The sequence below is a fragment of the Halomonas marinisediminis genome, assembly GCF_004347715.1.
GTDB lineage: Bacteria > Pseudomonadota > Gammaproteobacteria > Pseudomonadales > Halomonadaceae > Halomonas > Halomonas icarae.
On record NZ_SLTR01000008.1, the window covers coordinates 37,098 to 61,646 of the forward strand.

Genomic DNA, 24,549 nt, shown 5'->3' on the forward strand with positions numbered 1-24,549 from the left:
GGGCAGGGCTCCTGGCTAGTCGGCTAGCAGTCTAACGAATCCTGCGCTGCCGTGCCGCTCAGGGGCTCGCGTGACGCCTCCAGCGCCGCCAGCATGGCCCGCGCGGCATTGGAGAGGGTGCGGTTGCGATGCACCAGATAGCCCAGCGGACGATGGATCGGCGGGTGGTCGACCGCCAGTTCGTGCAGCTCGCCGGCCACCAGGCGCTCCGGCAGCAGGCTCCAGCCCAGACCGATGGCGGTCATCATCTTGAGTGTCTCCAGATAGTTGGTGGAGAGGGCGACCGGCAGGCGCAGGCCGGCGGCTTCGAAGCGTGTCTCGATCAGCTCGCGGGTAAAGGTCTGTGGCCCCGGCAGCACGGCGTCGAAGTCGCATAGCTCGTCGAGGGCCAGGTGCTGGCGTTGGGCCAGCGGGTGGTCATGGGCGCAGACGAAGCAGAGACGGTCGACCCATAGCGGCACGGCCTCGAGCTGAGGGTCCGGATGAGGCGCCAGGGTGACCACGGCGATCTCAAGCGAGCCATCCAGCACGCCCTGATAGGCCTCCTCGGAGTCGAGGAAGTGCAGGTCGAGGCGCACGTCGGGGTGGTCCCGGGTATAGGCCTTGAGCAGCGGCGGCAGGCGATGCAGGCCGATATGGTGGCTGGTGGCCAGGGTCAGGCTGCCGCCCACGGCACCGGCCAGGTTGCCCAGGGCGCGGCGGCTGTCGCTGACCATCACCAGGATCTCCCGGGCACGAGGCAGCAGCACCCGGCCCGCCTCGGTCAGGGTGACGCGGCGGCCGATGCGGTCGAACAGCCGAGCGTCGATCTGGGTCTCGAGCACGGCGATGCGCTTGCTGACCGCCGGCTGGGTCAGATGCAGCTGCTCCGCCGCGCGTGAGAAGCTGCCGCTATCGGCCACGGCGAGAAAGGCCTGCAGGCTCTGGGTATCCACGGCGCCTCCATTTCGAATTCCATAAAGGAATGCAATCCATAAATAACATGAATTGATTTTATGGGCGAGGGGCGGGAAACTGGCCCTAAAGCGCCAAGACTGGAGCGCCGTGGGGTCAGGCCCCCTTGACCGGCTGGAGCGGCGCCGGGGATAGGCCGAAGCGGGGGTCCTATGCCAGGGGTGAGAAGCACTGCTTCGAACGGGCTGGCCATGGATGGCCAGCACTGGCCCTGCAAGCGGAGCAGGACGCGAGAGCGAAGCAGGGCATCGGTAGCGTACAGGGAAGTATTCACAGCGCCCCCGCAGAGGCCTGTCGCCGGAAAAGCCGCTCCTGGAAGGTGTATCAAGGCGCTTCCAAGACCGACTAAAAAAGCACAGGGCCGCAGGGCCCGGGAGAAACGATATGGCAGGCCAGACACTCTACGACAAGCTGTGGTCGCAGCATCTCGTCAAGGAGCGCGATGACGGTACCGCGCTGATCTACATCGACCGTCAGCTGCTCCATGAGGTGACCTCGCCCCAGGCCTTCGAGGGGCTGCGCCTGGCGGGCCGCAAGCCGTGGCGCATCGACGCCAACCTGGCCACGCCCGACCACAACGTGCCGACCACCCTCAAGGAGCGCGCCGAGGGCAATGCCGGGATCAAGGATCCGGTATCGCTGATCCAGGTGCAGACTCTCGATGACAACTGCAGCGAGTTCGGCATCGAGGAGTTCAAGATCAATGATCCGCGCCAGGGCATCGTGCATGTGGTGGGGCCGGAGCAGGGCGCGACCCTGCCGGGCATGACCGTGGTCTGCGGTGATTCCCATACCGCTACCCATGGCGCCTTCGCCGCGCTGGCGCACGGCATCGGCACCTCGGAGGTGGAGCATGTGCTCGCCACCCAGTGCCTGCTGGCCCAGAAGATGAAGAACATGCAGGTGCGTGTCGAGGGTGAGCTCGGCACCGGCGTCACCGCCAAGGACGTGGTGCTGGCGATCATCGGCAGGATCGGCACCGCCGGCGGCACCGGCTACGCCATCGAGTTCGCCGGCAGCGCCATCGAGAGCCTCTCCATGGAGGGTCGCATGACGGTGTGCAACATGGCCATCGAGGCGGGTGCGCGGGTCGGCCTGATCGCCGTCGACGACAAGACCATCGACTACCTGCGCGACCGTCACTATGCCCCCAAGGGCGAGCAGTGGGAGGCCGCGGTGGCCGACTGGCGCGGGCTGGTCTCCGACGCGGAGGCCGAGTTCGACAAGGTGGTGACCCTGGATGCCGCCGAGATCGAGCCTCAGGTGAGCTGGGGCACCAGCCCCGAGATGGTCACCGGCATCTCCGGCGAGGTACCCGACCCGGCCGCCCAGAGCGACGACAGCGTGCGCAATGGCTATACGCGCGCCCTGGAGTATATGGGACTTGAGCCGCGCCAGAAGATCACCGATATCCGCCTCGACAAGGTGTTTATCGGCTCCTGCACCAACTCGCGCATCGAGGATCTGCGTGAGGCGGCCAAGGTGGCTCGCGGCAAGAGGGTGGCCGACTCCATCCAGCTGGCCATGGTGGTGCCGGGCTCCGGCCTGGTGAAGCGTCAGGCCGAGGCCGAGGGGCTCGACCGGATCTTTATCGAGGCGGGCTTCGAGTGGCGCGAGCCGGGCTGCTCCATGTGTCTGGCCATGAACGCCGACAAGCTGGGTGCCGGCGAGCACTGCGCCTCCACCTCCAACCGCAACTTCGAGGGGCGTCAGGGCTACGGGGGGCGTACCCACCTGGTCAGCCCGGCGATGGCCGCCGCCGCCGCCATCGCGGGTCACTTCGTGGATGTCCGCGAGTTTGTCAACGATGGCGCTGCCAATGACGACGCCCAGGCGCAGGAGGCCTGAACCATGAACAAGTTTGAACGCACCACCGGCATCGTCGCGCCCCTCGATCGGGCCAATGTCGACACCGACCTGATCATTCCCAAGCAGTTTCTGAAGTCGATCAAGCGCACCGGTTTCGGCGTCAATCTGTTCGACGAGCTGCGCTACCTCGACGAGGGGTATCCCGGCCAGGACTGCTCCCAGCGCCCGCTGAATCCTGACTTCGTGCTCAATCGGCCGCGCTATCAGGGGGCCAGCGTGTTGCTGGCGCGCCGCAACTTCGGCTGTGGCAGCTCTCGCGAACACGCCCCCTGGGCGCTGGAGGACTTCGGCTTTCGGGTGGTGATCGCGCCGAGCTTCGCCGATATCTTCTACAACAACGCCTTCAAGAACGGCCTGCTGCTGGTGACCCTGCCCGAGGAGACGGTGGCGCGCCTGTTCCAGGAGGTCGAGTCCAATGAAGGTTATGCCCTGGACGTGGACCTGGAGAACCAGCGCATCACCACGCCCTCCGGCGAGGTCATCGAGTTCGAGGTGGATGCCTTCCGCAAGCACTGCCTGCTCGAGGGGCTCGACGATATCGGCATCACCCTGAAGGATGAGGGTGCCATTCGCGCCTTCGAGGCGAAGCATCGTGAGACGCGTCCGTGGCTGTTCCGCGACGGCGCCGAGGCCTGATAGTTCTTGCACCTGCTGGCGGGAAGCGGGACTGATCCGCGACGCCGCCGAGGTTTTACATTTTTAAGCACTTGCCGCCGGACCGCGGGGCTGATCCGGCGGCAGGCCTACGAGGAGGCGCTGTGAATACCTCCCTGTACGCTACCGACGCCATCCCTGGCGTAGGACCTCCTCTACGGCCTGCCCCCGGCGCCCCGCTGCGGTGTCGGCGGTAATCTCACAAGGAAGCAAAAATGACGCAGAAGATTCTGGTACTGCCGGGCGATGGCATCGGCCCCGAGATCACCGCCCAGGCCAGCCGCATCCTGGCCGCCTGTCAGGCCCGTGGCCTGGATGTCGAGATCGAGGAGGGGCTGCTGGGCGGTGGCGCCTATGACGCTCACGGCGAGCCGTTGCCCGCCGAGACCCTCGAGAAGGCCAGGGCCGCCCGCGGTATCCTGCTCGGTGCGGTCGGCGGACCCAAGTGGGACACCATCGAGGATCTCGCCAAGCGGCCCGAGAAGGGGCTGCTGGGCTTGCGCAAGGAGCTGGGTCTGTTCGGTAACCTGCGCCCGGCCATCACCTATCCCCAGCTGGCCGAGGCCTCGAGTCTCAAGCGTGAGCTGGTCGCCGGCCTCGATATCATGATCGTGCGCGAGCTGACCGGCGGCATCTATTTCGGACAGCCGCGCGGCATCGAGGAGCGTGACGGCCAGCGCGTCGGCTTCAACACCTACGTCTACAGCGAGAGCGAGATCGAGCGCATCGGGCGGGTCGCCTTCGAGCTGGCGCAGAAGCGCGGCAGGAAGCTCTGCTCCGTGGACAAGGCCAATGTGCTCGAGGCCACCATCCTGTGGCGCGAGGTGATGGAGCGGCTGGCGCCGGAGTACCCGGATGTCGAGCTCTCCCATATGTACGTCGACAATGCCGCCATGCAGCTGGTGCGCGAGCCCAAGCAGTTCGATGTGGTGGTCACCGGCAACATGTTTGGCGATATCCTCTCCGACGCGGCCGCCATGCTGACCGGCTCCATCGGCATGCTGCCCTCGGCCTCGCTCAACGAGTCAGGCCAGGGCATGTACGAGCCCTGCCATGGCAGTGCCCCGGACATCGCCGGCCAGAACGTGGCCAATCCCCTGGCAACCATCCTCTCGGTGGCCATGATGCTGCGCTACTCCCTGGACGCGCCGGCCCTGGCCGCGCAGATCGAAGAGGCCGTGGGCAAGGTGCTCGACGAGGGGCTGCGCACCGCCGATATCGCCTCCGGGGGCACCCGTACCGTCTCCACCAGCGAGATGGGCGATGCGGTGCTGGCCGCCTTCGAGGCGCTGTAGGTTCGAGGGGCGAGGTTCGAGGTTCGAGGATCAAGGGGCGAGGGGTGAGGTTCGAGGGGTCCCTCGTCCCTTGTCCCTCGCCCCTGTATACTAATGGCCACATTCTATTTCTGGAGGACTTCACATGTTGAAAGTCGGTTTCGTTGGTTGGCGCGGCATGGTGGGCTCGGTACTCATGCAGCGCATGGTCGAGGATGGTGACTTCCAGGGCATCGAGCCGGTCTTCTTCACCACCTCCCAGGTCGGCCAGGCCGGTCCCGACGTAGGCGTGGACGTTCCGCCGCTCAAGGATGCCTTCGACCTCGACGCGCTCAAGGCGCTGGATGTGGTCGTCACCTGTCAGGGCGGCGATTACACCAAGAAGGTCTATGCCGATCTGCGCCAGGGTGGCTGGAAGGGCTACTGGATCGATGCCGCCAGCACCCTGCGCATGGAGGACGAGGCCACCGTCGTGCTCGACCCGGTCAACCGTGGCGTCATCGACGCGCAGCTGGCCAAGGGTGCCAAGACCTTCGTCGGCGGCAACTGCACCGTCAGCCTGATGCTGATGGGACTCGGCGGGCTGTTCGAGGCCGACCTGATCGAGTGGATGACCTCCATGACCTATCAGGCGGCGTCCGGCTCCGGTGCCAAGCATATGCGTGAACTGCTCAACCAGATGGGCGGTCTGCGTGACAGTGTCGCCAACGAGCTGGCCGACCCGGCCAGTGCCATCCTCGATATCGACCGCAAGGTCACCGCGGCGATGCGCTCCGGCGAGTTCCCGACCGACAACTTCGGCGCACCGCTGGCCGGCAGCCTGCTGCCGTGGATCGACAGCAAGCTCGACAACGGCCAGAGCCGCGAGGAGTGGAAGGGCTCCGTCGAGACCAACAAGATCCTCGGTCTTCAGGACAACCCCATTCCCATCGATGGTCTCTGTGTGCGTATCGGCGCGATGCGCTCCCACAGCCAGGCCTTCACCATCAAGCTGAAGAAGGATGTGCCCCTCGACGAGATCGAGGACCGTCTCGCCAGGCATAATGAGTGGGTCAAGGTCGTGCCCAACGAGAAGGAGGCGACCATTCGTGATCTGACGCCGGCCGCTGCCACCGGTACCCTGACCGTACCGGTGGGGCGTCTGCGCAAGCTGGCCATGGGCGGTGAGTATCTTTCCGCCTTCAGCGTGGGTGACCAGCTGCTGTGGGGGGCCGCCGAGCCGCTCAAGCGGATGTTGATGATCCTCAAGCAGCAGTAACGCTTCGTTGTACCGGTAGCCGTACGATGGCGGGGAGCCTCCCTTGAGGCTCCCCGCTCTATTTATTGATTCATCGCAGACTGACGTGAACCCTGTAGATAGGAAGGTTGCTCTACTACCCACTGGGGGGCACTACCCTGTGGGAGGCCGGGTTCTCCGGGGGTTGGCACCACCCTGTGGGAGGCCGGGTTCTCCGGGGGTTGGCACCACCCTGTGGGAGGCCGGGTTCTCCGGGGGTTGGCACCACCCTGTGGGAGGCCGGGTTTCCCGGGCGATGGCGCCGACAGGCGCCTTGGTAATGTTGCTCAGTATTGTGCCTTTACCGGGAGGCCTTCGGCCTCCATTCGCCCGGCAGAGCCGGCCTCCCACAATGAGTCTGGCCTCCCACAATGAGTCTGGCCTCCCACAATGAGTCCGGCCTCCCACAATGAGTCTGGCCTCCCACAATGAGTCTGGCCTCCCACAATGAGTCTGGCCTCCCACAATGAGTCTGGCCTCCCACAATGAGTCCGGCCTCCCACAATGAGCTCAGCCCCCCCACACAATGAGCTCGGCCCCCAATGCTCACTGCCGAACGGATTTACGCCAGTTTGCGAAAATCCATTTATTTGCAGGTGGCTTGTCAAGGGCTAAAGGTTGAGGCTACGGGGCGCATAGGTATCAGGTTTATGGTACACAGAGAGTAAGACTCTATGGCATAACGGCTCTGCCTCGGCTGATACGACGTGTACGGTTCTTTCGTCGTTTGTAAGGGAATCACATGAAACGCAAGCTGACACTCGCCATGCTCTTCTCGCTCTCCGCCACTAGCCCCATGGCGCTGGCTGTGGGGCTGGGAGAGGTAGACGTGCGTTCGACCCTCAATGCGCCGCTGCGTGCTTCGGTGCCTCTGGTGGATGCCTCAGGCATCCAGCCGGAGTTGCTCAATGTCTCGGTGGCCAGCGAGCGGGCCTTTGCCGCGGCGGGCCTGGAGCGTACCCCGCTCGCCGCGAGCGTGAAGCTCAGCGTCGAGCGCCGTCAGGGGCGACTCCATGTCGACTTGATCACCCGGCGTCCGGTGCGTGAGCCGTGGCTCGACCTGCTGCTGCAGCTGGAGTGGCCGACGGGTCAGATGGTGCGCGAGGTCACGCTGCTGCTCGACCCCCCCAACTATGACGAGATGCCGGCGCTGGTGACCGGCAGCGCTCGCGGCGTGGCGTCTTCGGCGCCGTCTGCCGAGGAGCGCCAGGCTGCGTTCACTGCTGCTGCGGCGCCGTCCCGGTCGGCCTCCGCCTCGAATCGGGGGCCGACCTGGGTGCGCAGCGGCGACACGCTCTGGGGGGTGGCGGGTCGCCTGAGGCCGGATAGTGACATCACCATGAAGCAGATGATGGTGGCGCTGGTAGCGGCGAATCCGGAGGCTTTCCCTTCCGGCAATATCAACGCCATGCGCGCGGGCCTTGCTCTCTCGGTGCCTGATCGCGCCACCATCGTGGCCCGCTCTCCGGCAGAGGCCGAGCGTGTCGTCGGCGCCATGAACCAGGCGTGGGCCAATCGCGGCAGCGGGGCCCCGGCGCGGGTGGCGCTGAACGATGCGCAGAGCGTAGCCGAGGGCGCCGTCGTCGCCGCCCAGGATGCCTCTCGGCAGGCTCAGGTTTCGTCTGAGGGTGCCTCCGTTGATGAGGCCGCCGCCGATAGGAGCGTCGCCCAGAGCGAACCTCCGGCGACCGAAGAGGATGGTGCGGTTGATGACGCCGGCCCCCGCCTGACCCTGCTGACCGATGCCCAGGTGGCGGCGGAGCAGGGGGGCGGCGCCGAGACGGCGGCTACAGCAGGGTCGGTAGAGGAGGGCGGTGACGGTGCCTTGGAGCGTTCGGCAGCGGAGCCGGGCGTGGAAGATGCTGCATCACGAGACGACGCCGACGTCGATGCCGAGTCCGAGGCGGCGCTCTATGCCGATGGGCTCACCGAAGACCAGCGCCTATTGCGCCTGGAGGAGCGCTGGCGGCAGAGTCAGGCTCAACTGGAGGCGGTGCAGGCGGAGCGCAATGCGCTGGAGGAGGAGCTCGGCGATATGCGCGATGAGCTGTCGACGCTGCGCGATCAGCTGGCGTCGCTGACGGCCGGCGGCGCGGGTGTCGAGGGGCCAGGTGCCGGTGGGCTGGCAGCCGCTTCCGTCAATGAGCAGGAGACATCCTGGTGGGGAGGGGTCTATCCAGGCGAGTGGGATCGTAGCCTGGTGCTGGGTGGAGCCGGCCTGGCCGCGCTGCTGGGGCTGTGGCTGGCGCTGCGTTATCGTCGCCGCGACGGAAGAGAGGCAAGTGCCTCGGAGGCCGGCGTGGTGCGAGTGGCCACCCCCGGCGCGGCCTCGCCGCTGCAGGTTGGCGCTTCTCCATCGGGTGCGTCCATGTCGGGTACGTCCATGTCGGGTACGTCCATGTCGGGTGCGTCCATGGCGGCCTCGCCCAGCGGGTCTGGAATGAGCGCCACGCTTCCCCAGGCCGAAAGCATCAACGAAGCCGATATCTTTATCGCCTATGGGCGTTACGATCAGGCGCGCAAGCTGTTGGAGGGCAACCTCGAGCGTGAGCCCGAGCGTGACGATCTGCGCTTCAAGCTGCTCGGTGTCTATCTGGAGCTAGGCAGCTATCAGGCGGCCGAGCGCGAGGCGGAGGCGTTGATGGTGGGGGGCAGCCCCGCGATGGTCGAGAAGACCGAACAGCTGATGGCGGATTATGGCCTTGCCGCGGGGGCGGCGGCCGAGGAGCGTGGTGAGCGCGCCGACTTCGGTGAAGCGGCAGCCGTCGAGACCTGGGCCGAGCCTACCCAGTTCGATGAAACGACGGACGATGAGGTTCGGGGCGAACGGGCCGACTTCGGTGAAGCGGCGGCCTTGCCGCCCAGGCTCTTCGACCAGTCAGCCGGCGATGAGGGCGTGGAGGAGAAGACGCAGCCGAGGATGGCCGCTCATGAAGCGCCCCCCACGGGTGGCGAGTCCAGTAGCGAGATTGGCGCAGGTCTCGTGTCCGAGCCGGAGCCAGAGCGCGAGCCGACGCTGGCGTCAGAGCCGATGCAGGAGCCAGAGCCGATGCAGGAGCCAGAGCCAGAGCCAGAGCCAGAGCCAGAGCCTGCACGGGAGCCGAAAACGGCTGGTCGCTCCGCGACCGAGACACCCTCGTCACCGTCCAGTGTGACGCGTGCCGGTCTCGATGGCAGCGGCGATATGCTCGAGTATTGCCCCCCCGTCCTCGACTCTCCCGCCGCCTCTCGCGAGGAGACGCCCATGCAGCCCAGTGTCGAATTTACCACCGAGGGGCTCGGGGTCGCCGAGAAGGGTGCCGGGCTCGAGGAGGGGGCGAGCCTGGATCGCGGTGATGTCGAGGCGCCTGCCGATCGGTCATTTGCCGATAATTGGGAGGTGGAAGAGGTTTCCTTCCCGCCGCTTCAGACGGATAATAGCGAGTTTTCCATCAGCGCTGCCCAGCGCCTGATCGATGCCGGTGAAGCGGGTCGGGCCCGGGAGCTTCTCGATGAGCTGAGTCGCAACGGCGACCCGGCGACTCGGGCAGATGCCTTGGCGCTGCTTAGACGACTGGATGCCTGATCACCGCATGATTCTTTTCCAACGCCTCGATGAACGCACCCCCATGACCGGACGCCTGGCCATGGGGGTCGAGTATGACGGCAGCGCCTACTGTGGCTGGCAACGTCTCAAGCACGCCCCCTCGGTGCAGGCCTCCCTCGAGGAGGCGCTGGGCACGGTCGCCAGCCACAAGATAACGGTGCATGCCAGTGGGCGCACCGATTCGGGTGTTCATGCCACCCGTCAGATCATCCACTTCGATGCGCCGGTGCCGCGCTCCCAGAAGGCCTGGGTATTCGGCACCAATGCCAATCTGCCACGGGATATCGCCGTGCGCTGGGTCACCGAGGTGCCCGACGCGTTTCATTCGCGCTTCAAGGCGCTGGCGCGCCGCTACCGCTATGTGCTGCTCAATCAGCCGAGCCGCCCGGTGCTGGAGCGTGCCAACGTGACCTGGTGTCGCGACCCCCTGGACGCCGACGCCATGCACCGTGCCGCCCAGGTGCTGGTGGGCGAGCATGACTTCTCCAGCTTCCGTGCCGCCGGCTGTCAGTCCAAGACCCCCTGGCGCCATCTGCACTTCATCGAGGTGCATCGTCATGGCCCCCTGGTGGTGGTCGATGTTCAGGGCAATGCCTTTCTGCACCATATGATCCGCAATATCGTCGGTGCCCTGGTAACGGTGGGGCGGGGCGAGCGTGGCGATGACTATCTGGCCGAGCTGATGACTCTGAAGGACCGCACCCTGGCCGATGTCACGGCACCGGCCTGCGGTCTGCACTTCGTGGACTCGCTCTATGACGACCAGTGGGGGCTGCCCAGGGAGCCCCTGGGTCCCAATCTGCTCGCCTTCCTGGGGGAGTGGAGCGGTGAACGGACCCTTCCGGACTGCCCGATGGTCGAGTTCCGCCGTGGCCGGCCGCTGGCGCTCGACCGGGAGACGACATGATGCGCACCCGGGTGAAGTTCTGCGGGCTGACTCGCAATGAGGACGTGGAGGCCGCGGTGGCGGCAGGTGTCGATGCCCTCGGCTTCGTGCTCTGGCCAGGCAGCAAGCGCGCCATCGATGAGCAGAGGTTGGCCGAGCTGAGCGCACGGGTGCCGGCCTTCGTCACCCGGGTGGGGCTGTTCGTTGATGCCGAGCCCGAGTGGGTCGCACGCTGTGCGCCCCACCTCGACCTGCTGCAGTTCCATGGCAATGAATCGCCCGAGGCGTGTGCCGCGGGACCGCTGCCCTGGATCAAGGCGCTGCGCATGCGCGAGGATCTCGATCTGGTCGCGGCCGCCGAGGCCTATGCCGGCGCGCGGGCGCTGCTGCTCGATGCCTATCGCCCGGGGGTGCCGGGGGGGACCGGGGAGACCTTCGACTGGTCGCGGATCCCCGCAAGCCTGGCAAAACCTGTTATTCTCGCCGGAGGCTTGAGTGCAGCCAATGCCGCCGAGGCGATCACGACGGTCGCACCCTTTGCGCTTGACGTCTCCGGCGGTATCGAGGCCGCTCCTGGTGTCAAGGATGTGTCGCGCATGGCGGCCTTCATGAACGCGGTCCACGATGGCGACAACCGTTGCTGAGTGCCGCGAACTCGATTTGCCGACACTCGATATTCGGTAACCCCGAATCCCTGTCATTCCAGGCCCTGTAATCCCATGCGCTGTAACCCCAAGCGCTGTAACCGCAAGCCCCTATAAACCCAAGCCCCTATAAACCCAAGCCCAATGGCGATCTGTGAGGTGTCTTTCGTGAGCAAGTTCAGTGACCTGACCCGACTGCCGGATGCCCGTGGCCACTTCGGCCCCTATGGCGGCCGGTTCGTCTCGGAGACCCTGAGCTTCGCCCTGGATGAGCTGGAGAAGACTTACCTGAGTCTTCGTGATGATCCGGCGTTCCTGGCGGAATTCGACTACGACCTGGCCCACTATGTCGGCCGGCCATCTCCGCTCTATCATGCCGAGCGGTGGTCGAAGCAGCTCGGTGGGGCACAGATCTGGCTCAAGCGCGAAGACCTCAACCACACCGGCGCCCACAAGGTGAACAACACCATCGGGCAGGCGTTGCTCGCCAAGAAGAGTGGCAAGCCGCGAGTCATCGCCGAGACCGGTGCCGGTCAGCACGGCGTGGCCACCGCCACCGTGGCCGCGCGGCTGGGGCTCGAGTGCGATGTCTACATGGGGGCCGAGGATGTCCAGCGCCAGAAGCTCAACGTCTATCGCATGCGCCTGCTGGGCGCCAATGTGATCCCGGTGGAGTCCGGCACGCGTACCCTCAAGGATGCCATGAACGAGGCGCTGCGGGACTGGGTCACCAACGTCGATAACACCTTCTATATCATCGGCACCGTGGCCGGGCCGCACCCCTATCCGATGCTGGTGCGCGACTTCAACGCCGTGGTCGGTCGTGAGGCACGTCGTCAGTCGCTCGAGGAGTTCGGCGCCCTGCCCGATGCACTGGTCGCCTGCGTGGGCGGTGGCTCCAACGCCATGGGGCTCTTCTATCCGTTCGTGGAGGACGATGATGTCGTCATGTATGGCGTGGAGGCCGGCGGCGATGGTGTCGAGACCGGGCGCCATGCGGCGCCGCTGTCGTCTGGCGCGCCCCGCGGCGTGTTGCACGGCAATCGCACCTACCTGATGTCCGACGAGGGAGGCCAGGTCTCCGATACCCACTCGGTCTCGGCGGGCCTGGACTATCCCGGGGTCGGCCCCGAGCATGCGCTCTGGAAGGATGTCGGGCGGGTCAACTACGTGGCCGCCAACGATAACGACGTGCTCGAGGCGTTTCGCGAGCTGACCCGCGTCGAGGGCATCATGCCGGCCCTGGAGTCGGCCCATGCCCTGGCCTATGCCAAGGTGTTGGCTCCCACCCTGCGTCCCGACCAGAATATCGTCGTCAACCTCTCGGGGCGCGGCGACAAGGACATCATGACGGTGGCAAACCTCGACGGGATCTCATTCTAGATGACGGGCCAGACCATGAATCGTATCGACCAACGCTTCGCCGACCTCAAGTCCCAGGGGCGCCGCGCGCTGATTCCCTTTATCACCGCCGGCGACCCCGGCCCCGAGCACACCGTGGGCTTCATGCATGCCCTGGTGGAGGCGGGCGCCGATGTCATCGAGCTGGGGGTGCCCTTCTCCGACCCCATGGCCGATGGCCCGGTGATCCAGAAGGCCTGCGAGCGTGCGCTCAAGCGTGGCGTGCGCCTCTCTCATCTGTTCGAGATGGTGCGGGAGTTTCGCCAGAGCGACAGCACGACACCGGTGGTGCTGATGGGCTATCTGAATCCCATGGAGCGTATCGGCCTGGAGGCCTTCGCCGAGCAGGCCGCCGCGGCAGGCATCGACGGCGTGCTGACGGTGGATATGCCGCCGGAGGAGGCCGAGGAGCTGGGGCCGCTGCTGAAATCTCGCGGTCTCGCCTCGATTTTCCTGGTTGCACCTACCACTTCCGAGGAGCGGGCCGCTACAATATGCGCCCATGGGGAGGGATATCTCTACTATGTCTCCCTCAAGGGCGTTACCGGGTCGGCGATCCTCAATGCGACGGATGTGGCCGACCATCTGGCGCCGCTGCGGCGCATGACCGACCTGCCGCTGTGCGTGGGCTTCGGCATCCGTGACGGTGCCTCCGCGGCCGAGGTGGGCAAGGTGGCCGACGGGGTCATCGTCGGCTCGGCACTGGTCAGCCGCATCGCCGAGAATACCGAGACGCCCGAGGCGATTCCTGCCGAGCTCAAGGCGGTGCTCGGCGAGATGCGTCAGGCCCTGGACGCCCTGAACGCCTAACTCAAGTAGCGGCTACACGAATCGATTCATGCGCCCGGGGCCTCCCCGGGCGCCGACACGAACACGGACCCTTTCTGACATGAGCTGGCTAGACAAGATCGTGCCCTCCATTGGGCGAATCCAGCGCCAAGACCGCCGTGCGAGCGTGCCCGACGGGCTGTGGCGCAAGTGTCCCAAGTGCGAGTCGGTGCTATATCTTCCCGAACTCGAGAAGCAGCACAACGTCTGCCCCAAGTGCGATCATCACCTGCGCCTGACCGCCCGCAAGCGCCTCGACTGGTTCCTCGACAAGGAGGGGCGGGAAGAGATCGCCACGGAGGTCGAGCCCGTCGACCGCCTCAAGTTCCGTGACTCCAAGAAGTACAAGGACCGCCTGACGGCGGCCCAGAAGGAGACCGGCGAGAAGGATGCCCTGATCGCCATGCGTGGCACCCTGGATGGCTTGCCGGTGGTAACCGTGGCCTTCGAGTTCTCCTTCATGGGGGGCTCCATGGGGGCGGTGGTTGGTGAGAAGTTTGTGCGCGCCGCGACCCTGGCTCGCGAGGAGGGGATCCCGCTGATCTGCTTCGCCGCTTCCGGCGGGGCGCGGATGCAGGAGGCGCTGTTCTCGCTGATGCAGATGGCCAAGACCTCTGCGGCACTGGAGAAGCTCAAGGAGGCCGGCGTCCCCTATGTCTCGGTGCTCACCGACCCGGTCTTCGGTGGGGTCTCGGCATCGCTGGCCATGCTGGGGGATATCAACATGGCCGAGCCCAATGCCCTGATCGGCTTCGCCGGCCCGCGAGTCATCGAGCAGACGGTCCGCGAGAAGCTGCCGGAAGGCTTCCAGCGCAGCGAGTTCCTGCTCGAGCACGGCACCGTGGACATGATCGTGCACCGTCGTGAGATTCGCGATCGCCTGGGCCGAGTGCTGCGCAAGCTGACCCATCAGCCCGCCAGCGGAGAGCCTGAACTGGCGGTCACCCCGACGACCCCTGACCTGGTGGAAGAGGCCGAACAGGGCGAGGCCCGCGTTGATGCCGAACCGACGACGGCCGAGACCCCGACCGAGGCACCGGAAACCGGCGCCGAGGACACATCGTCTGCGAGTGATGAAGCGCCCGCAGACTCCGCCGACGAGCGGCGCTGACGCCCCATGAGCGAGGCGCTGCCCACCACTCTGGACGCCTGGCTGGCGCGTCTCGAGGCCGCTCACCCCGTGGGGATCGACCTTGGCCTCGAGCGCGTGGCCGAGGTCGCCCGGCGCATGGGACTGCTCGCTCGGCCCCTGGCCGGGCGCGTGATCACCGTGGCCGGCACCAATGGCAAGGGCTCCACGGTGGCCATGCTGGAGGCCCTGGCTCGCGCCCATGGCCTGACCACGGCGACCTACACCTCCCCCCATCTGGTGCGCTACAACGAGCGATTGCGTCTCGATGGCGAGGAGGCCGACGACGCGGCGCTGATGGCGGGCTTCGAGGCGGTGGAGCAGGCGCGTCTGGCGGGTGAGCCGATCAGCCTGACCTACTTCGAGGTGGGGACGCTGGGAGCGCTATGGGCGATCTCCCGTCGGCCGCCCGACCTCGCGATTCTCGAAGTGGGCCTGGGGGGGCGGCTCGACGCGGTCAATATCATCGATCCCGATGTGGCCGTGGTGACCACCGTGGCTCAGGATCATGCCGCCTTCCTCGGCACCGACCTCGAGCAGATCGGCCGTGAGAAGGCCGGCATCATGCGTGCCGGACGCCCCGCGGTGCTGGGCAGCCGCACCCTGCCGGCCAGCGTGCGCGAGACCGCCGCCAAGCTCGGCGCCCCCGACTATGCACTGGGCGAGGCGTTTACCCGCGAAGGCGAGGCCGAGGGGTGGTGCTGGAGGGGAGTGGGGTCAGACCCCAGGGGCTCGGGGTCTGACCCCGCCGCCTTCCTGAGTGATCTCCCGGACCCCGGCCTGCCCCTGGATAACGCCGCCACCGCGCTGCAGGCCCTTAGCCTGGCCGACGTGACTCTCGAGGTCGATGCATGCCGTCAGGCACTGGCGAGTGTTCGGCTGCCCGGGCGCATGCAGTGGTGGGGGCAGTGGTGCCTGGATGTGGGCCACAATCCGCATGCCGCCAGCTATCTGGCCAAGCGACTCCAGGCACGTCCCTGTCGTGGGCGTACCCTGGCGCTGCTGGCGATGCTGGGCGACAAGGACGCCGATGGCGTGATCGCCGCCCTGGCGCCGGTGATCGATGGCTGGGTGCCGGCGAGCCTCGCGGGGGAGCGCGCCCGCAGTGCCGATGAGCTGGCCGAGCGACTCACCGCCCGAGGCGAATCCGTGATGCATCGCGCCACGTCTCCCGGCGAGGCCGTCGAGTGGCTGGTGACCCAGCTGGGGGAGGAGGACCGGGTGCTGGTATGTGGCTCCTTCCTGACGGTGGGGGAGGTGTTGCCGCGGCTGGCAAGCGTCGCCGGTTCGGTACAGACTGACACGGACCAGAGCTCCAGGGAGGTAGCCCCGTGAAGTATGGTATGCGTGAGCGCCTGAGTGGCGCGGTGATCCTGATCGCTCTGGCGGTTATCTTCGTGCCGATGCTGTTCGATGACCCGGCCCCGCGTGACGGGCGCCCCGAGCCGTCGATCAGCATCGAGGCACCCATCGAGGTCGAGCGCCACGATGTGCCGGAACCGCAGCCACCGGCCAGCCTGTCGGGCGACGAGGCGTCCGGCGTGATTCCAGAGCCCACCCCCCGTCTCCTGCCCGGCGACGAGACGCGTTCATCCCGAATCGCTTCGACGGAGGCGACGAGCCAGGACATGCCGTCGGCGAGCGAACAGACCTCTGACGAGCCGGCATCTGCCGAACCGTCATCTGCTAAACAGGGCTCTACCCAGGAGCCCGCCGACACCGCGACTGCCGTGGATCCCATCGCCGAGCTGGCGCGGGCGGCCGACCAGCGACTGGCCGAGCGCTCATCATCTCCCGGCGCGGCCGTGGCGCAGGGGGAGTGGGCCGTTCAGGTCGGCAGCTTCGGCAAGCCATCCAACGTCGAGCGGCTGCTGGCTCAGCTGCGTGACGAGGGCTTCACTGCCTACAGCCGGCCACGCGGCAACGACCTTACCACCGTCTATGTGGGCCCCTTTGCCACCTCCGAGGCCGGTGAACAGGCGGTCGCCGAGGTCAAGGCGCGGGTCAATCTCCAGGGCCTGCTGGTCCGGGTGAAGGAGTGACATGACCCTGACCTGGCTCGACTGGATCTTTATCGCGCTGCTGGCGGTAACCGGCATTACCGGGCTGCTGCGTGGCCTGGTGCGCGAAGCCCTGGGCCTGGGGGCCTGGATAGTGGCCCTGCTGGCGGCACGGATGTTCGCACAGCCGGTGGCCGATCTGCTGGCGGGTGTCATCGACAGTCCCGATGGCCGCCTGGTGCTGGCCTTCGTGCTGGTCATCCTCGGTGTCGTGCTGGTCTGCGGGATCATCATCCGGCTGTTGCAGGCCGCCGTGGAGTGGGTCGGCATGGGGCTGGTCAACCGCCTGCTGGGGGCGGCCTTCGGGATGGCCAAGGGGGCCGCCATCCTGGTGCTGGTGACCATCGTGATCGGGCTGACCCCGCTGGCCAGGCTCGAGGCCTGGCAGGGGGCGGTACTGCGCCCGCATCTCGAGCAGTTGCGTGACTGGGCGGTCAGCCACTTCGAGGCCTGGGATGGGCGGGTTCCGGACGTGCCGTCATCGCTCGATGAGTTGTCCCTGCCGGGTAGCGACGCCACCACGCAGAGGGTCACAACGCCTCCCGAGAGATAATTTTCCGTGGGGGCCCTGTGGGTCTTCCGCGTTTCCAGATAGCAGTTACCAGTCCAGAGCTATTGCAGTTAGGCTACGCGCCAGACCAGCCCCGAGCTACCTGCGATAGCCCTGGTTACCAGTCAAGGCAAGTCCAGGAAAACGAGGTAAGGTGGAATGTGCGGTATAGTGGGCCTGATGGCCAAGCAGGCGGTGAACCAGGGCATCTACGACGCCCTGACGGTGCTACAGCATCGCGGACAGGACGCCGCCGGCATGATGACCTGGCATGAGGGCCGCTTTCTGTTGCGCAAGAGCAATGGTCTGGTACGCGATGTCTTCCATACCCGCCATATGGCGCGTCTGAGGGGCAACCTCGGCATCGGCCATGTTCGCTACCCCACCGCCGGCTCCTCCAGCGAGGCGGAGTCCCAGCCGTTCTACGTGAACTCTCCCTACGGCATCGCGCTTGCCCATAACGGCAACCTGACCAACTCCGATCAGCTCAAGCAGGAGCTGTTCTCCTCCGATCTGCGCCATATCAACACCAGTTCCGACTCGGAGGTGCTGCTCAACGTCTTCGCCCATGAGCTGGGCAAGCAGGGGCTGCACCTGGGGGCGGGCGATGTCTTCGATGCGGTGCGCCGCGTCCATCGGCGCTGCCGGGGTGGCTATGCGGCGGTATCGATCATCAATGGGGTGGGGCTGGTGGCCTTCCGCGACCCCCATGGTATCCGCCCGGTGGTGTTCGGCACCCGTGACGAGGGGGCCGGCCAGGAGGTGATGATCGCCTCCGAGTCGGTGGCCCTGGACGTGGGGGGCTTCGAACTGCAGCGAGACCTGGCGCCGGGCGAGGCGATCTTCGTCGACATGCAGGGCAAGATCTACACCCAGCAGTGCGCGGATGCTCCCCAGCTGACCTCCTGTATCTTCGAGCACGTCTATCTGGCGCGTCCCGACTCGATCCTGGATGGCGCCTATGTCTACGGCACCCGCATGCATATGGGACGCAAGCTGGGTGACCGCATCCAGAGCGAGTGGCCGGAGCATGATATCGATGTGGTGATCCCGATTCCCGATACCTCGCGCACCTCGGCGCTGGAACTCGCCCAGCATCTGGGGGTGACCTATCGCGAGGGGTTCATGAAGAATCGCTATATCGGGCGGACCTTCATCATGCCGGGCCAGACCCAGCGGCGTAAGTCGGTGCGCCAGAAGCTCAATGCCATCGGCGTGGAGTTCAAGGACAAGAACGTGCTGCTGGTGGATGACTCCATCGTGCGGGGTACCACCTGCAAGCAGATCATCCAGATGGCGCGTGAGGCCGGGGCCCGCAAGGTCTACTTCGCCTCCGCCGCGCCGCCGGTGCGCTATCCCAATGTCTACGGCATCGATATGCCCTCGGCCGGTGAGCTGATCGCCCATGGGCGCAGCGAGGCCGAGGTGGGAGAGCTGATCGGCGCCGATCGCATCTTCTACCAGAACCTGGACGATCTGAAGGCCGCCTGCCGTGAGGCCAACCCGGCCCTGGATGCCTTCGACTGTTCGGTGTTCGATGGCAACTACGTGACCGGTGATATCGACGATGTCTACCTGGCGGCGCTCGAGGCCTCGCGCAACGATGATGCCAAGCAGCAGAGCGCCGGTGACCATGCCCTGGTTGGCACCCATAATCTCGATGACGATATCGACGACTGAGGCGATGCGCATGCATGACGAACACGATAGCGACTCGCCCTGGGCGCTCGAGACCCTGGCGATTCGCGCCGGCCATGATCGTACCGGTGAACAGGAGCACGGCGAGCCGATCTTCCCTACCTCGAGCTTCGTCTATGGCAGCGCCGCCGAGGCGGCGCGCAAGTTCGGCGGGGAGGAGCCCGGCAATATCTATTCGCGCTTTACCAATCCTACGGTGCGTACCTTCGAGCGTCGCCTGGCGGCGCTGGAGGGGGGTGAGCGCTGCGTGGCGACGAGCTCGGGGATGGCGGCGATTCTCTCCACGGCGCTGGCGTTGTTGTCGGCCGGTGATGAGATCGTTGCCTCGCGCTCACTGTTCGGCTCGACGGTGAGCCTGTTCGACAAGTATCTGGGCAAGCTGGGCATCACCACCCGCTATGTGGAGCTGTCGGATCTCGAGGCCTGGGAGGCGGCGATGACGCCCGCGACTCGGCTGCTGTTCGCCGAGACCCCCTCCAATCCGCTCTCCGAGGTGGTGGACATCGCCGCCTTGGCCGAGATCGCCCATCGTCACGGGGCGCTGCTGGCCATCGACAACTGCTTCCTGACACCGGCGTTGCAGCGCCCCCTGACCCTGGGGGCCGATCTGGTGATCCACTCGGCCACCAAGTATCTGGATGGGCAGGGCAGGGCGATCGGTGGCGCGGTGGTGGGGCGCGACAAGGAGCTGGAGGAGCTATTCGGCGTGGTGCGGACCTGCGGCCCCTGCCTGAGTCCGTTCAATGCCTGGATCTTCACCAAGGGGCTCGAGACCCTTGAGCTGCGCATGCGGGCCCACTGCCAGAGTGCGCAGGCCCTGGCCGAGTGGCTGTCGGCTCATCCGGCGGTGACCCGTGTTCATTACAGTGGTCTCGCCAGCCATCCGCAGCATGCCCTGGCCGCACGCCAGCAGCGCGGCTTCGGCGCCGTGCTGGGATTCGAGGTCGCGGGGGGGCGCGAGGCGGCCTGGTCGGTGATCGATGCGACTCGACTGCTCTCCATCACCGGTAACCTGGGGGATGTGAAGAGCACGATCACTCATCCCGCCACCACGACTCATGGTCGCCTCAGCGATGCCCAGAAGTCGGCGGCGGGTATCGCCGAAGGGTTGATTCGGGTCGCGGTGGGGCTCGAGGCCCTCGATGATATTCGGGCCGATCTGGCCCGTGGGCTCGACGCCTTGGTCTGATTCCGACTGTCGTTCTGACGCCCGTGCCGGGAGATTCGGCACGGGCGTCTTCGTCTACGCCATACGCCAAAGCAACACTTTTTTCGAATGCAGCATTTGGGTTTATTCAGCGGACTCGAACGATTACCTGGGGTAAGCTGTCCCATATCAAGTATGGGGACGGAGGGGCCATGTGGCGTAATACCAATGATGGCTGGGGGATGGTCAGCATCCTGCTGCACTGGACGCTGGCCATCCTCATCATCGGACTCTTTATCCTGGGGTGGTGGATGACCGGTCTGGGTTACTACGATCCCTGGTACAACCTGGGCCCCTGGTGGCATCGTTCGCTGGGCATGTTGGTGCTCTTTGCCACCCTGCTGCGCCTGGGGTGGCGTCTGGTCAATCCGACGCCTCGCGCACTGGGTGGGCCGCTGGAGCGGGCGATAGCCCATCTGGGGCACCTGGGCCTCTATGTGCTGATGCTGGTGGTGCTGGTCAGCGGTTATCTGATCTCCACCGCCGATGGCAAGGGCATCGCGGTATTCGACTGGTTCACGGTACCGGCGGTGATCAGTGGTCTGCCCAATCAGGCCAGTGTGGCCGGTGAGGTGCACTGGTATGCCGCTCTGGCGCTGATGATCCTGTCCGCCGGTCATGCCGTCGCTGCGCTCAAGCACCATCTTGTTGATCGCAATCCAGTACTTCGTCGGATGATCGATCCCCATGCAGGACGACGCTGACCGATGTCGTTTCGCGAGGAGTATTCCTCAACGTGTCTTGTTCCAACAGGAGTCAATTTCGATGTTCAAGAAGAGTGCCATTGCCGCCGCGCTGAGCGCCACCGCCCTGATGGGCGTCGGTCAGGCCCAGGCCGCCGATTACACCATCGACAGTGAAGGGCAGCATGCCTTTATCCAGTTCAAGATCAGCCACCTGGGTTACTCCTATATCCTGGGTAGCTTCGAGGAGTTCAACGGCAGCTTTCAGTACGACCCGGAACAGCTCGAGGCCTCAAGCGTTCGGCTCGAGGTGCAGGTAGACAGCCTTAATACCAATCACGCCGAGCGTGACAAGCATATCAAGAGCGATGACTTCCTGAATGTCGGTGAGTATCCCACCGCAACCTTCAGCTCCACCGGCTTCGAGCCTGGCGGTGAGGGCGAAGGGGTGCTGACGGGCGAGCTGACCCTGCATGGCGAGACGCAGCAGATCGAGATGCCGGTCACGCTGCTGGGAGAGGGGGAAGATCCGTGGGGCGGTTACCGTGCCGGCTTCGAGGGAAGCACCACCCTGGCGCTCGCCGACTATGGCATCGACATGAGTAACTTCCCCGAGGCGATGCGTGAGCTCGAGCTCTACGTCACCTTCGAGGGTGTTCGCCAGTAAGCGTCGCTGCTCGAGCGACGCCGCGCACGACGAACCGCTCCCGGCCGAGGCCGGGAGCGGTTCTTGCATTCAGGGGAGGCTGGCTTCCCTGAGGGGCAGGCCTTTCGGCCTGCCCTGGTTGCTTTCATGCCTCAGTCAGTGTGTTTCGATCGAATCACTTCAATTGCATCACTTCGATCGCATCACTTCAGTCTCAGCATTGTGATATGAGTGTTGCGATATCTGCATCAATGTTAGCCCTCCGTATGCAGTATGGCGTGGGGGAAATGACGCCTCAGGATGCGGTTCTGGAACTCATCCACGAAGCGGCTGTTGATGATGATGATGAAGCGCTCGAAGGGGCGCGTCTCGTCGAGCTGGCGAATACCATCTACGCTGTGAAATACACGATCATCACGCAGATGCAGTACCTCGCCAGGCGCCAGGGTGGTATGTGCGATCGGATGCTGGCCGGCCTTGTCGCGGTAGAGATGATTCTCGGCCCCGGTGACGTTCTCGCGGTTGACCACCATGATGCTCAGCGCCTTGCAGCCGTCGGCATGGATCCCCTGGCCCTGCAGGGGGTCGACCTGGCCCTTGCCGCGTACGCCGGTGATCTGCATCAGGATGGGCTCACCCGCCCCGAGGTTCCAGAGTCCCGCCCAGCCGCGCACGAAGGCCTTGACGTCGGGCCGCGAGAGGAACTCCTCGGTCAGAGGCGCATAGTAACGCAGCTTGTCGGCCATGCTTTCGGCGTCGTTGAAGGCGCCGCCCTGTGCCATGGGGCATTCGCCCAGGTTGGTCACGTCACCGGTCGGCGTCAGGGCAAGCCAGGACATGCGCTTCCAGCGTTGATTCACATAGGGGTCCCGTGGCAGGTCATCAAGAAAGCCCTGCCATGCTGGCAGGTCGATCTGTTCGCGCAGATCGGCCTGACTCCAGTCCTGATGAGCGAGCGACTCGCGCACGCTGCGCGACCAGTAGTTGTCGTGTGCGGTGAGGGGGTGTGAATCGGTGCCGAGGCTGGACTTGAGGATGTTACGGTTCATGCGGTCTCTCCTGAGAGTGTTGGCTACATAGCCAGTTATGCCGGTCATGCTGCCGGCGGACGTGAATCGCCTCGGGTCGTGCGCACTCTCTCGAGTAGCGCAGTCACCGTGACGAGCGGGCAGTGTAAGTTCGCCCGACTGCGGCCGGCGAAACTGGCGTTGGGCAGGAGAGTGGCGATGAGATATTCTCATTCGTCTGTAGGAGATCTCTTACACGACTTCCCTGGTCATTCGGGGCAGGATCCATACAACGACGAGAGCCGGAATGAGTGGATTGGCATCACGCCTCAGGTACTGGCTGAAACATTGTCGAGCACCGAATTGTCGCCGGCGCTCTCGCCTGGCGGATGGGGAGGGCTCGTCGGAGGAAGCCGAACGCGTTCGCCGACAGTATCGAGAGAGCGAACAGCGCTTTCGTGCCCTGCTGGAGAGCCTGCCCAAGGTGGCGGTGCAGGGCTATGACCGGCATCGCCGAGTGATCTACTGGAATGAGGCCAGCACCCATCTGTATGGCCATACCGCCGAGGAAGCCTTCGGGCAGACTCTGGAGGAGCTGATCATTCCCGACATCATGCGGGATGATGTGATCGCGGCGCATCGTGCCTGGGTCGAGGAGGGGCGCGAGATTCCCGCCGATGAGCTGGAGCTTCGTCACCGCAGTGGCAAGTTGGTGCCGGTCTTCTCGCATCATGTGATGCTCAATGAGCACACCGATGAGCCGTTGATGTTCTGTATCGATGTGGACCTGTCCGAGCAGAAGCAGGCCCGTCGTGAACTGGACTTCGCCAGGCGTTTCGATCGACTGACCCACCTGCCGAATCGCGAGTTCTTCGAGGAGCAGCTGGACGAGGCGCTGAGGGACACCACGGCGCAGGGTAGGTTGCTGGTGCTGGTGTTTCTCGATATCGACCGATTCGTGGATATCAACGATGCCCTGGGGTACCAGGAGGGCGATCGGCTGCTGCTTCAGCTGGCCGCCCGACTGGGCCAACAGCTGCGTGTCTCGGACCTGATGTGCCGTGTCTCGGGCGATGAGTTTCTGGTCGCCTTCTCGGGGGTGACCCATGAACGGGATATTCCGCGGCGTGTGCTCAAGGTTCAGGAGGCCCTGCGCGCGCCCTTTGCGCTGAGGGAGACGTCTCGCAAGCTGACGGCCTGTCTGGGGGTGAGTGTCTTCCCCACCAACGGTGAGAGTGCCGCCGAGCTGATCCGCTGTGCCGATGTGGCGAAGAATCGGGCCAAGCTGGAGGGGCGAGGGCAGGTGGTCTATTTCGATCAGCGCCTGCACGATGAGCTGCTCTACCAGCACCGCCTCATTGACCGCCTCGAGCTGGCCGTGGAGAGAGGCGAGTTGATGCTGCACTACCAGCCTCAGGTGGCACCGGCCAGTGGCCAGGTCGAAAATCTCGAGGCGCTGTTGCGCTGGTACCCCGCCGATGGCCCCCCGATATCACCGGCCGAGTTCATTCCCCTGGCGGAGCGCTCCGGGCTGATTCATCGCATCGGTGACTGGGTGATGGAGGAGGCGTGCCGTCAGCGCGCGGCCTGGCGCCAGGCCGGCCTGGCGCTGGGGCGTATCGATATCAACTTCTCCGGTAGCCAGTTGAATAGCCCCGACCTCTTCGCGCGCCTGGATGCCTGTCTGGCGCGCTTCGCTCTTGGCCCCCGAGACATCGGTCTGGAGCTGACCGAAAATGTGCTGATCGACGCCGACCAGCGCGTTCTCGAGGGGCTGCAGCGGCTCTACCATCGTGGCTTTCGCATCGCCATCGATGACTTCGGTACCGGCTACTCATCGCTGAGCTATCTGAAGCACTTTCCGGTAACGGCACTGAAGGTCGACCGGGCTTTCGTGCGCGATGCTCCTAACCAACCCAAGGATCGCGCGATCATGGAGGCCGCCGTTTTCATCGGTCACCGGCTGGGCCTCGAGGTGGTGGCAGAGGGGGTGGAAAACGTGGAGCAGCTGGACTTGATACGCGAGATGCACTGCGATCTGGTGCAGGGCTTCTACTTCTTTGCGCCGATGGCGGCCGCGGAGGTCGAGCGCCTGCTGGCCGGGGTCTCGGCGTCTCCATCGGGTCTCTCCAGCTGAGCGTGACGCCATTCTGGCGTAGAATCGCGCCCTCACTCATCGATCTGGAGCCCGCGTGAC

20 protein-coding genes are annotated in these 24,549 nt (G+C 65.4%); 18 read left to right on the forward strand and 2 right to left on the reverse strand.

What is annotated here, in order from left to right:
- Nucleotides 1-23: 23 nt before the first annotated feature.
- Nucleotides 24-935: a LysR family transcriptional regulator gene (locus tag E0702_RS07740; protein ID WP_132042529.1), complete on the reverse strand. Its 912-nt coding sequence runs from the start codon at nucleotides 933-935 to the stop codon at nucleotides 24-26.
- A 403-nt stretch (nucleotides 936-1,338) separates the two neighbouring features.
- Between E0702_RS07740 and leuC the strand changes: the two genes are divergently transcribed.
- From leuC to E0702_RS07825, 17 genes are all read left to right on the forward strand, one after another.
- A complete protein-coding gene (leuC, locus tag E0702_RS07745; protein ID WP_132042531.1) occupies nucleotides 1,339-2,802 on the forward strand; it encodes a 3-isopropylmalate dehydratase large subunit in 1,464 nt (487 codons plus the stop codon).
- A gap of 3 nt (nucleotides 2,803-2,805) precedes the next feature.
- The gene (gene leuD / locus E0702_RS07750) at nucleotides 2,806-3,459 is read left to right on the forward strand and encodes a 3-isopropylmalate dehydratase small subunit (protein ID WP_132042532.1); all 654 of its coding nucleotides are present in this window, start codon (nucleotides 2,806-2,808) and stop codon (nucleotides 3,457-3,459) included.
- 233 nt (nucleotides 3,460-3,692) lie between these two features.
- Nucleotides 3,693-4,772: a 3-isopropylmalate dehydrogenase gene (gene leuB, locus E0702_RS07755; RefSeq protein WP_132042534.1), complete on the forward strand. Its 1,080-nt coding sequence runs from the start codon at nucleotides 3,693-3,695 to the stop codon at nucleotides 4,770-4,772.
- Between the two features lie 124 nt (nucleotides 4,773-4,896).
- Nucleotides 4,897-6,009 carry an aspartate-semialdehyde dehydrogenase gene (gene asd / locus E0702_RS07760; protein ID WP_132042536.1) on the forward strand — a complete coding sequence of 371 codons (1,113 nt, stop codon included), beginning with the start codon at nucleotides 4,897-4,899 and terminating at the stop codon, nucleotides 6,007-6,009.
- A gap of 760 nt (nucleotides 6,010-6,769) precedes the next feature.
- A complete protein-coding gene (locus E0702_RS07765) occupies nucleotides 6,770-9,592 on the forward strand; it encodes a FimV/HubP family polar landmark protein (RefSeq protein ID WP_132042538.1) in 2,823 nt (940 codons plus the stop codon).
- A 7-nt stretch (nucleotides 9,593-9,599) separates the two neighbouring features.
- A complete protein-coding gene (gene truA, locus E0702_RS07770; protein ID WP_132042540.1) occupies nucleotides 9,600-10,520 on the forward strand; it encodes a tRNA pseudouridine(38-40) synthase TruA in 921 nt (306 codons plus the stop codon).
- Entirely contained in the window at nucleotides 10,517-11,143 is a 627-nt protein-coding gene (locus tag E0702_RS07775) for a phosphoribosylanthranilate isomerase (protein WP_132042541.1), read from the forward strand. The genes truA and E0702_RS07775 overlap by 4 nt, the downstream gene beginning before the upstream one ends.
- 144 nt (nucleotides 11,144-11,287) lie before the next feature.
- Nucleotides 11,288-12,526 (forward strand): tryptophan synthase subunit beta, encoded by a 1,239-nt coding sequence (gene trpB, locus E0702_RS07780; RefSeq protein WP_132042543.1) that lies wholly within the window; start codon nucleotides 11,288-11,290, stop codon nucleotides 12,524-12,526.
- Nucleotides 12,527-12,541: 15 nt separating this feature from the next.
- A complete protein-coding gene (trpA, locus tag E0702_RS07785) occupies nucleotides 12,542-13,354 on the forward strand; it encodes a tryptophan synthase subunit alpha (RefSeq protein ID WP_132042545.1) in 813 nt (270 codons plus the stop codon).
- A gap of 79 nt (nucleotides 13,355-13,433) precedes the next feature.
- A complete protein-coding gene (accD, locus tag E0702_RS07790) occupies nucleotides 13,434-14,483 on the forward strand; it encodes an acetyl-CoA carboxylase, carboxyltransferase subunit beta (protein ID WP_132042547.1) in 1,050 nt (349 codons plus the stop codon).
- A 6-nt stretch (nucleotides 14,484-14,489) separates the two neighbouring features.
- Nucleotides 14,490-15,836 carry a bifunctional tetrahydrofolate synthase/dihydrofolate synthase gene (gene folC, locus E0702_RS07795; RefSeq protein ID WP_132042549.1) on the forward strand — a complete coding sequence of 449 codons (1,347 nt, stop codon included), beginning with the start codon at nucleotides 14,490-14,492 and terminating at the stop codon, nucleotides 15,834-15,836.
- Entirely contained in the window at nucleotides 15,833-16,543 is a 711-nt protein-coding gene (locus E0702_RS07800; RefSeq protein ID WP_132042551.1) for an SPOR domain-containing protein, read from the forward strand. The genes folC and E0702_RS07800 overlap by 4 nt, the downstream gene beginning before the upstream one ends.
- 1 nt (nucleotide 16,544) lies before the next feature.
- Nucleotides 16,545-17,114, forward strand: coding sequence for a CvpA family protein (locus E0702_RS07805; protein ID WP_132042553.1), 570 nt, complete (start codon nucleotides 16,545-16,547; stop codon nucleotides 17,112-17,114).
- A gap of 156 nt (nucleotides 17,115-17,270) precedes the next feature.
- Entirely contained in the window at nucleotides 17,271-18,791 is a 1,521-nt protein-coding gene (gene purF, locus E0702_RS07810; RefSeq protein ID WP_132042555.1) for an amidophosphoribosyltransferase, read from the forward strand.
- A gap of 10 nt (nucleotides 18,792-18,801) precedes the next feature.
- Complete coding sequence (locus E0702_RS07815) at nucleotides 18,802-19,998, forward strand: O-succinylhomoserine sulfhydrylase (protein WP_132042557.1); 1,197 nt, start codon at nucleotides 18,802-18,804, stop codon at nucleotides 19,996-19,998.
- Between the two features lie 170 nt (nucleotides 19,999-20,168).
- A complete protein-coding gene (locus tag E0702_RS07820) occupies nucleotides 20,169-20,720 on the forward strand; it encodes a cytochrome b (protein ID WP_132042559.1) in 552 nt (183 codons plus the stop codon).
- A gap of 61 nt (nucleotides 20,721-20,781) precedes the next feature.
- Nucleotides 20,782-21,366, forward strand: coding sequence for a YceI family protein (locus E0702_RS07825; protein WP_132042560.1), 585 nt, complete (start codon nucleotides 20,782-20,784; stop codon nucleotides 21,364-21,366).
- 233 nt (nucleotides 21,367-21,599) lie between these two features.
- Here the strand turns inward: E0702_RS07825 and E0702_RS07830 are convergent, their stop codons facing one another.
- Nucleotides 21,600-22,394 (reverse strand): 2OG-Fe dioxygenase family protein, encoded by a 795-nt coding sequence (locus E0702_RS07830; RefSeq protein WP_132042562.1) that lies wholly within the window; start codon nucleotides 22,392-22,394, stop codon nucleotides 21,600-21,602.
- A 265-nt stretch (nucleotides 22,395-22,659) separates the two neighbouring features.
- Here E0702_RS07830 and E0702_RS07835 point away from each other — a divergent pair, with 265 nt between their 5' ends.
- Nucleotides 22,660-24,489 carry a putative bifunctional diguanylate cyclase/phosphodiesterase gene (locus E0702_RS07835; RefSeq protein ID WP_132042564.1) on the forward strand — a complete coding sequence of 610 codons (1,830 nt, stop codon included), beginning with the start codon at nucleotides 22,660-22,662 and terminating at the stop codon, nucleotides 24,487-24,489.
- Nucleotides 24,490-24,549 lie beyond the last annotated feature (60 nt).

Coding starts and splice junctions, on each gene's coding strand:
- leuC (WP_132042531.1), top strand. CDS start 1,339: ATGGCAGGCCAGACACTCTACGACAAGCTGTGGTCGCAGCATCTCGTC.
- leuD (WP_132042532.1), top strand. CDS start 2,806: ATGAACAAGTTTGAACGCACCACCGGCATCGTCGCGCCCCTCGATCGG.
- leuB (WP_132042534.1), top strand. CDS start 3,693: ATGACGCAGAAGATTCTGGTACTGCCGGGCGATGGCATCGGCCCCGAG.
- asd (WP_132042536.1), top strand. CDS start 4,897: ATGTTGAAAGTCGGTTTCGTTGGTTGGCGCGGCATGGTGGGCTCGGTA.
- E0702_RS07765 (WP_132042538.1), top strand. CDS start 6,770: ATGAAACGCAAGCTGACACTCGCCATGCTCTTCTCGCTCTCCGCCACT.
- truA (WP_132042540.1), top strand. CDS start 9,600: ATGATTCTTTTCCAACGCCTCGATGAACGCACCCCCATGACCGGACGC.
- E0702_RS07775 (WP_132042541.1), top strand. CDS start 10,517: ATGATGCGCACCCGGGTGAAGTTCTGCGGGCTGACTCGCAATGAGGAC.
- trpB (WP_132042543.1), top strand. CDS start 11,288: ATGGCGATCTGTGAGGTGTCTTTCGTGAGCAAGTTCAGTGACCTGACC.
- trpA (WP_132042545.1), top strand. CDS start 12,542: ATGAATCGTATCGACCAACGCTTCGCCGACCTCAAGTCCCAGGGGCGC.
- accD (WP_132042547.1), top strand. CDS start 13,434: ATGAGCTGGCTAGACAAGATCGTGCCCTCCATTGGGCGAATCCAGCGC.
- folC (WP_132042549.1), top strand. CDS start 14,490: ATGAGCGAGGCGCTGCCCACCACTCTGGACGCCTGGCTGGCGCGTCTC.
- E0702_RS07805 (WP_132042553.1), top strand. CDS start 16,545: ATGACCCTGACCTGGCTCGACTGGATCTTTATCGCGCTGCTGGCGGTA.
- purF (WP_132042555.1), top strand. CDS start 17,271: ATGTGCGGTATAGTGGGCCTGATGGCCAAGCAGGCGGTGAACCAGGGC.
- E0702_RS07815 (WP_132042557.1), top strand. CDS start 18,802: ATGCATGACGAACACGATAGCGACTCGCCCTGGGCGCTCGAGACCCTG.
- E0702_RS07820 (WP_132042559.1), top strand. CDS start 20,169: ATGTGGCGTAATACCAATGATGGCTGGGGGATGGTCAGCATCCTGCTG.
- E0702_RS07825 (WP_132042560.1), top strand. CDS start 20,782: ATGTTCAAGAAGAGTGCCATTGCCGCCGCGCTGAGCGCCACCGCCCTG.
- E0702_RS07830 (WP_132042562.1), bottom strand. CDS start 22,394: ATGAACCGTAACATCCTCAAGTCCAGCCTCGGCACCGATTCACACCCC.
- E0702_RS07835 (WP_132042564.1), top strand. CDS start 22,660: ATGAGTGGATTGGCATCACGCCTCAGGTACTGGCTGAAACATTGTCGA.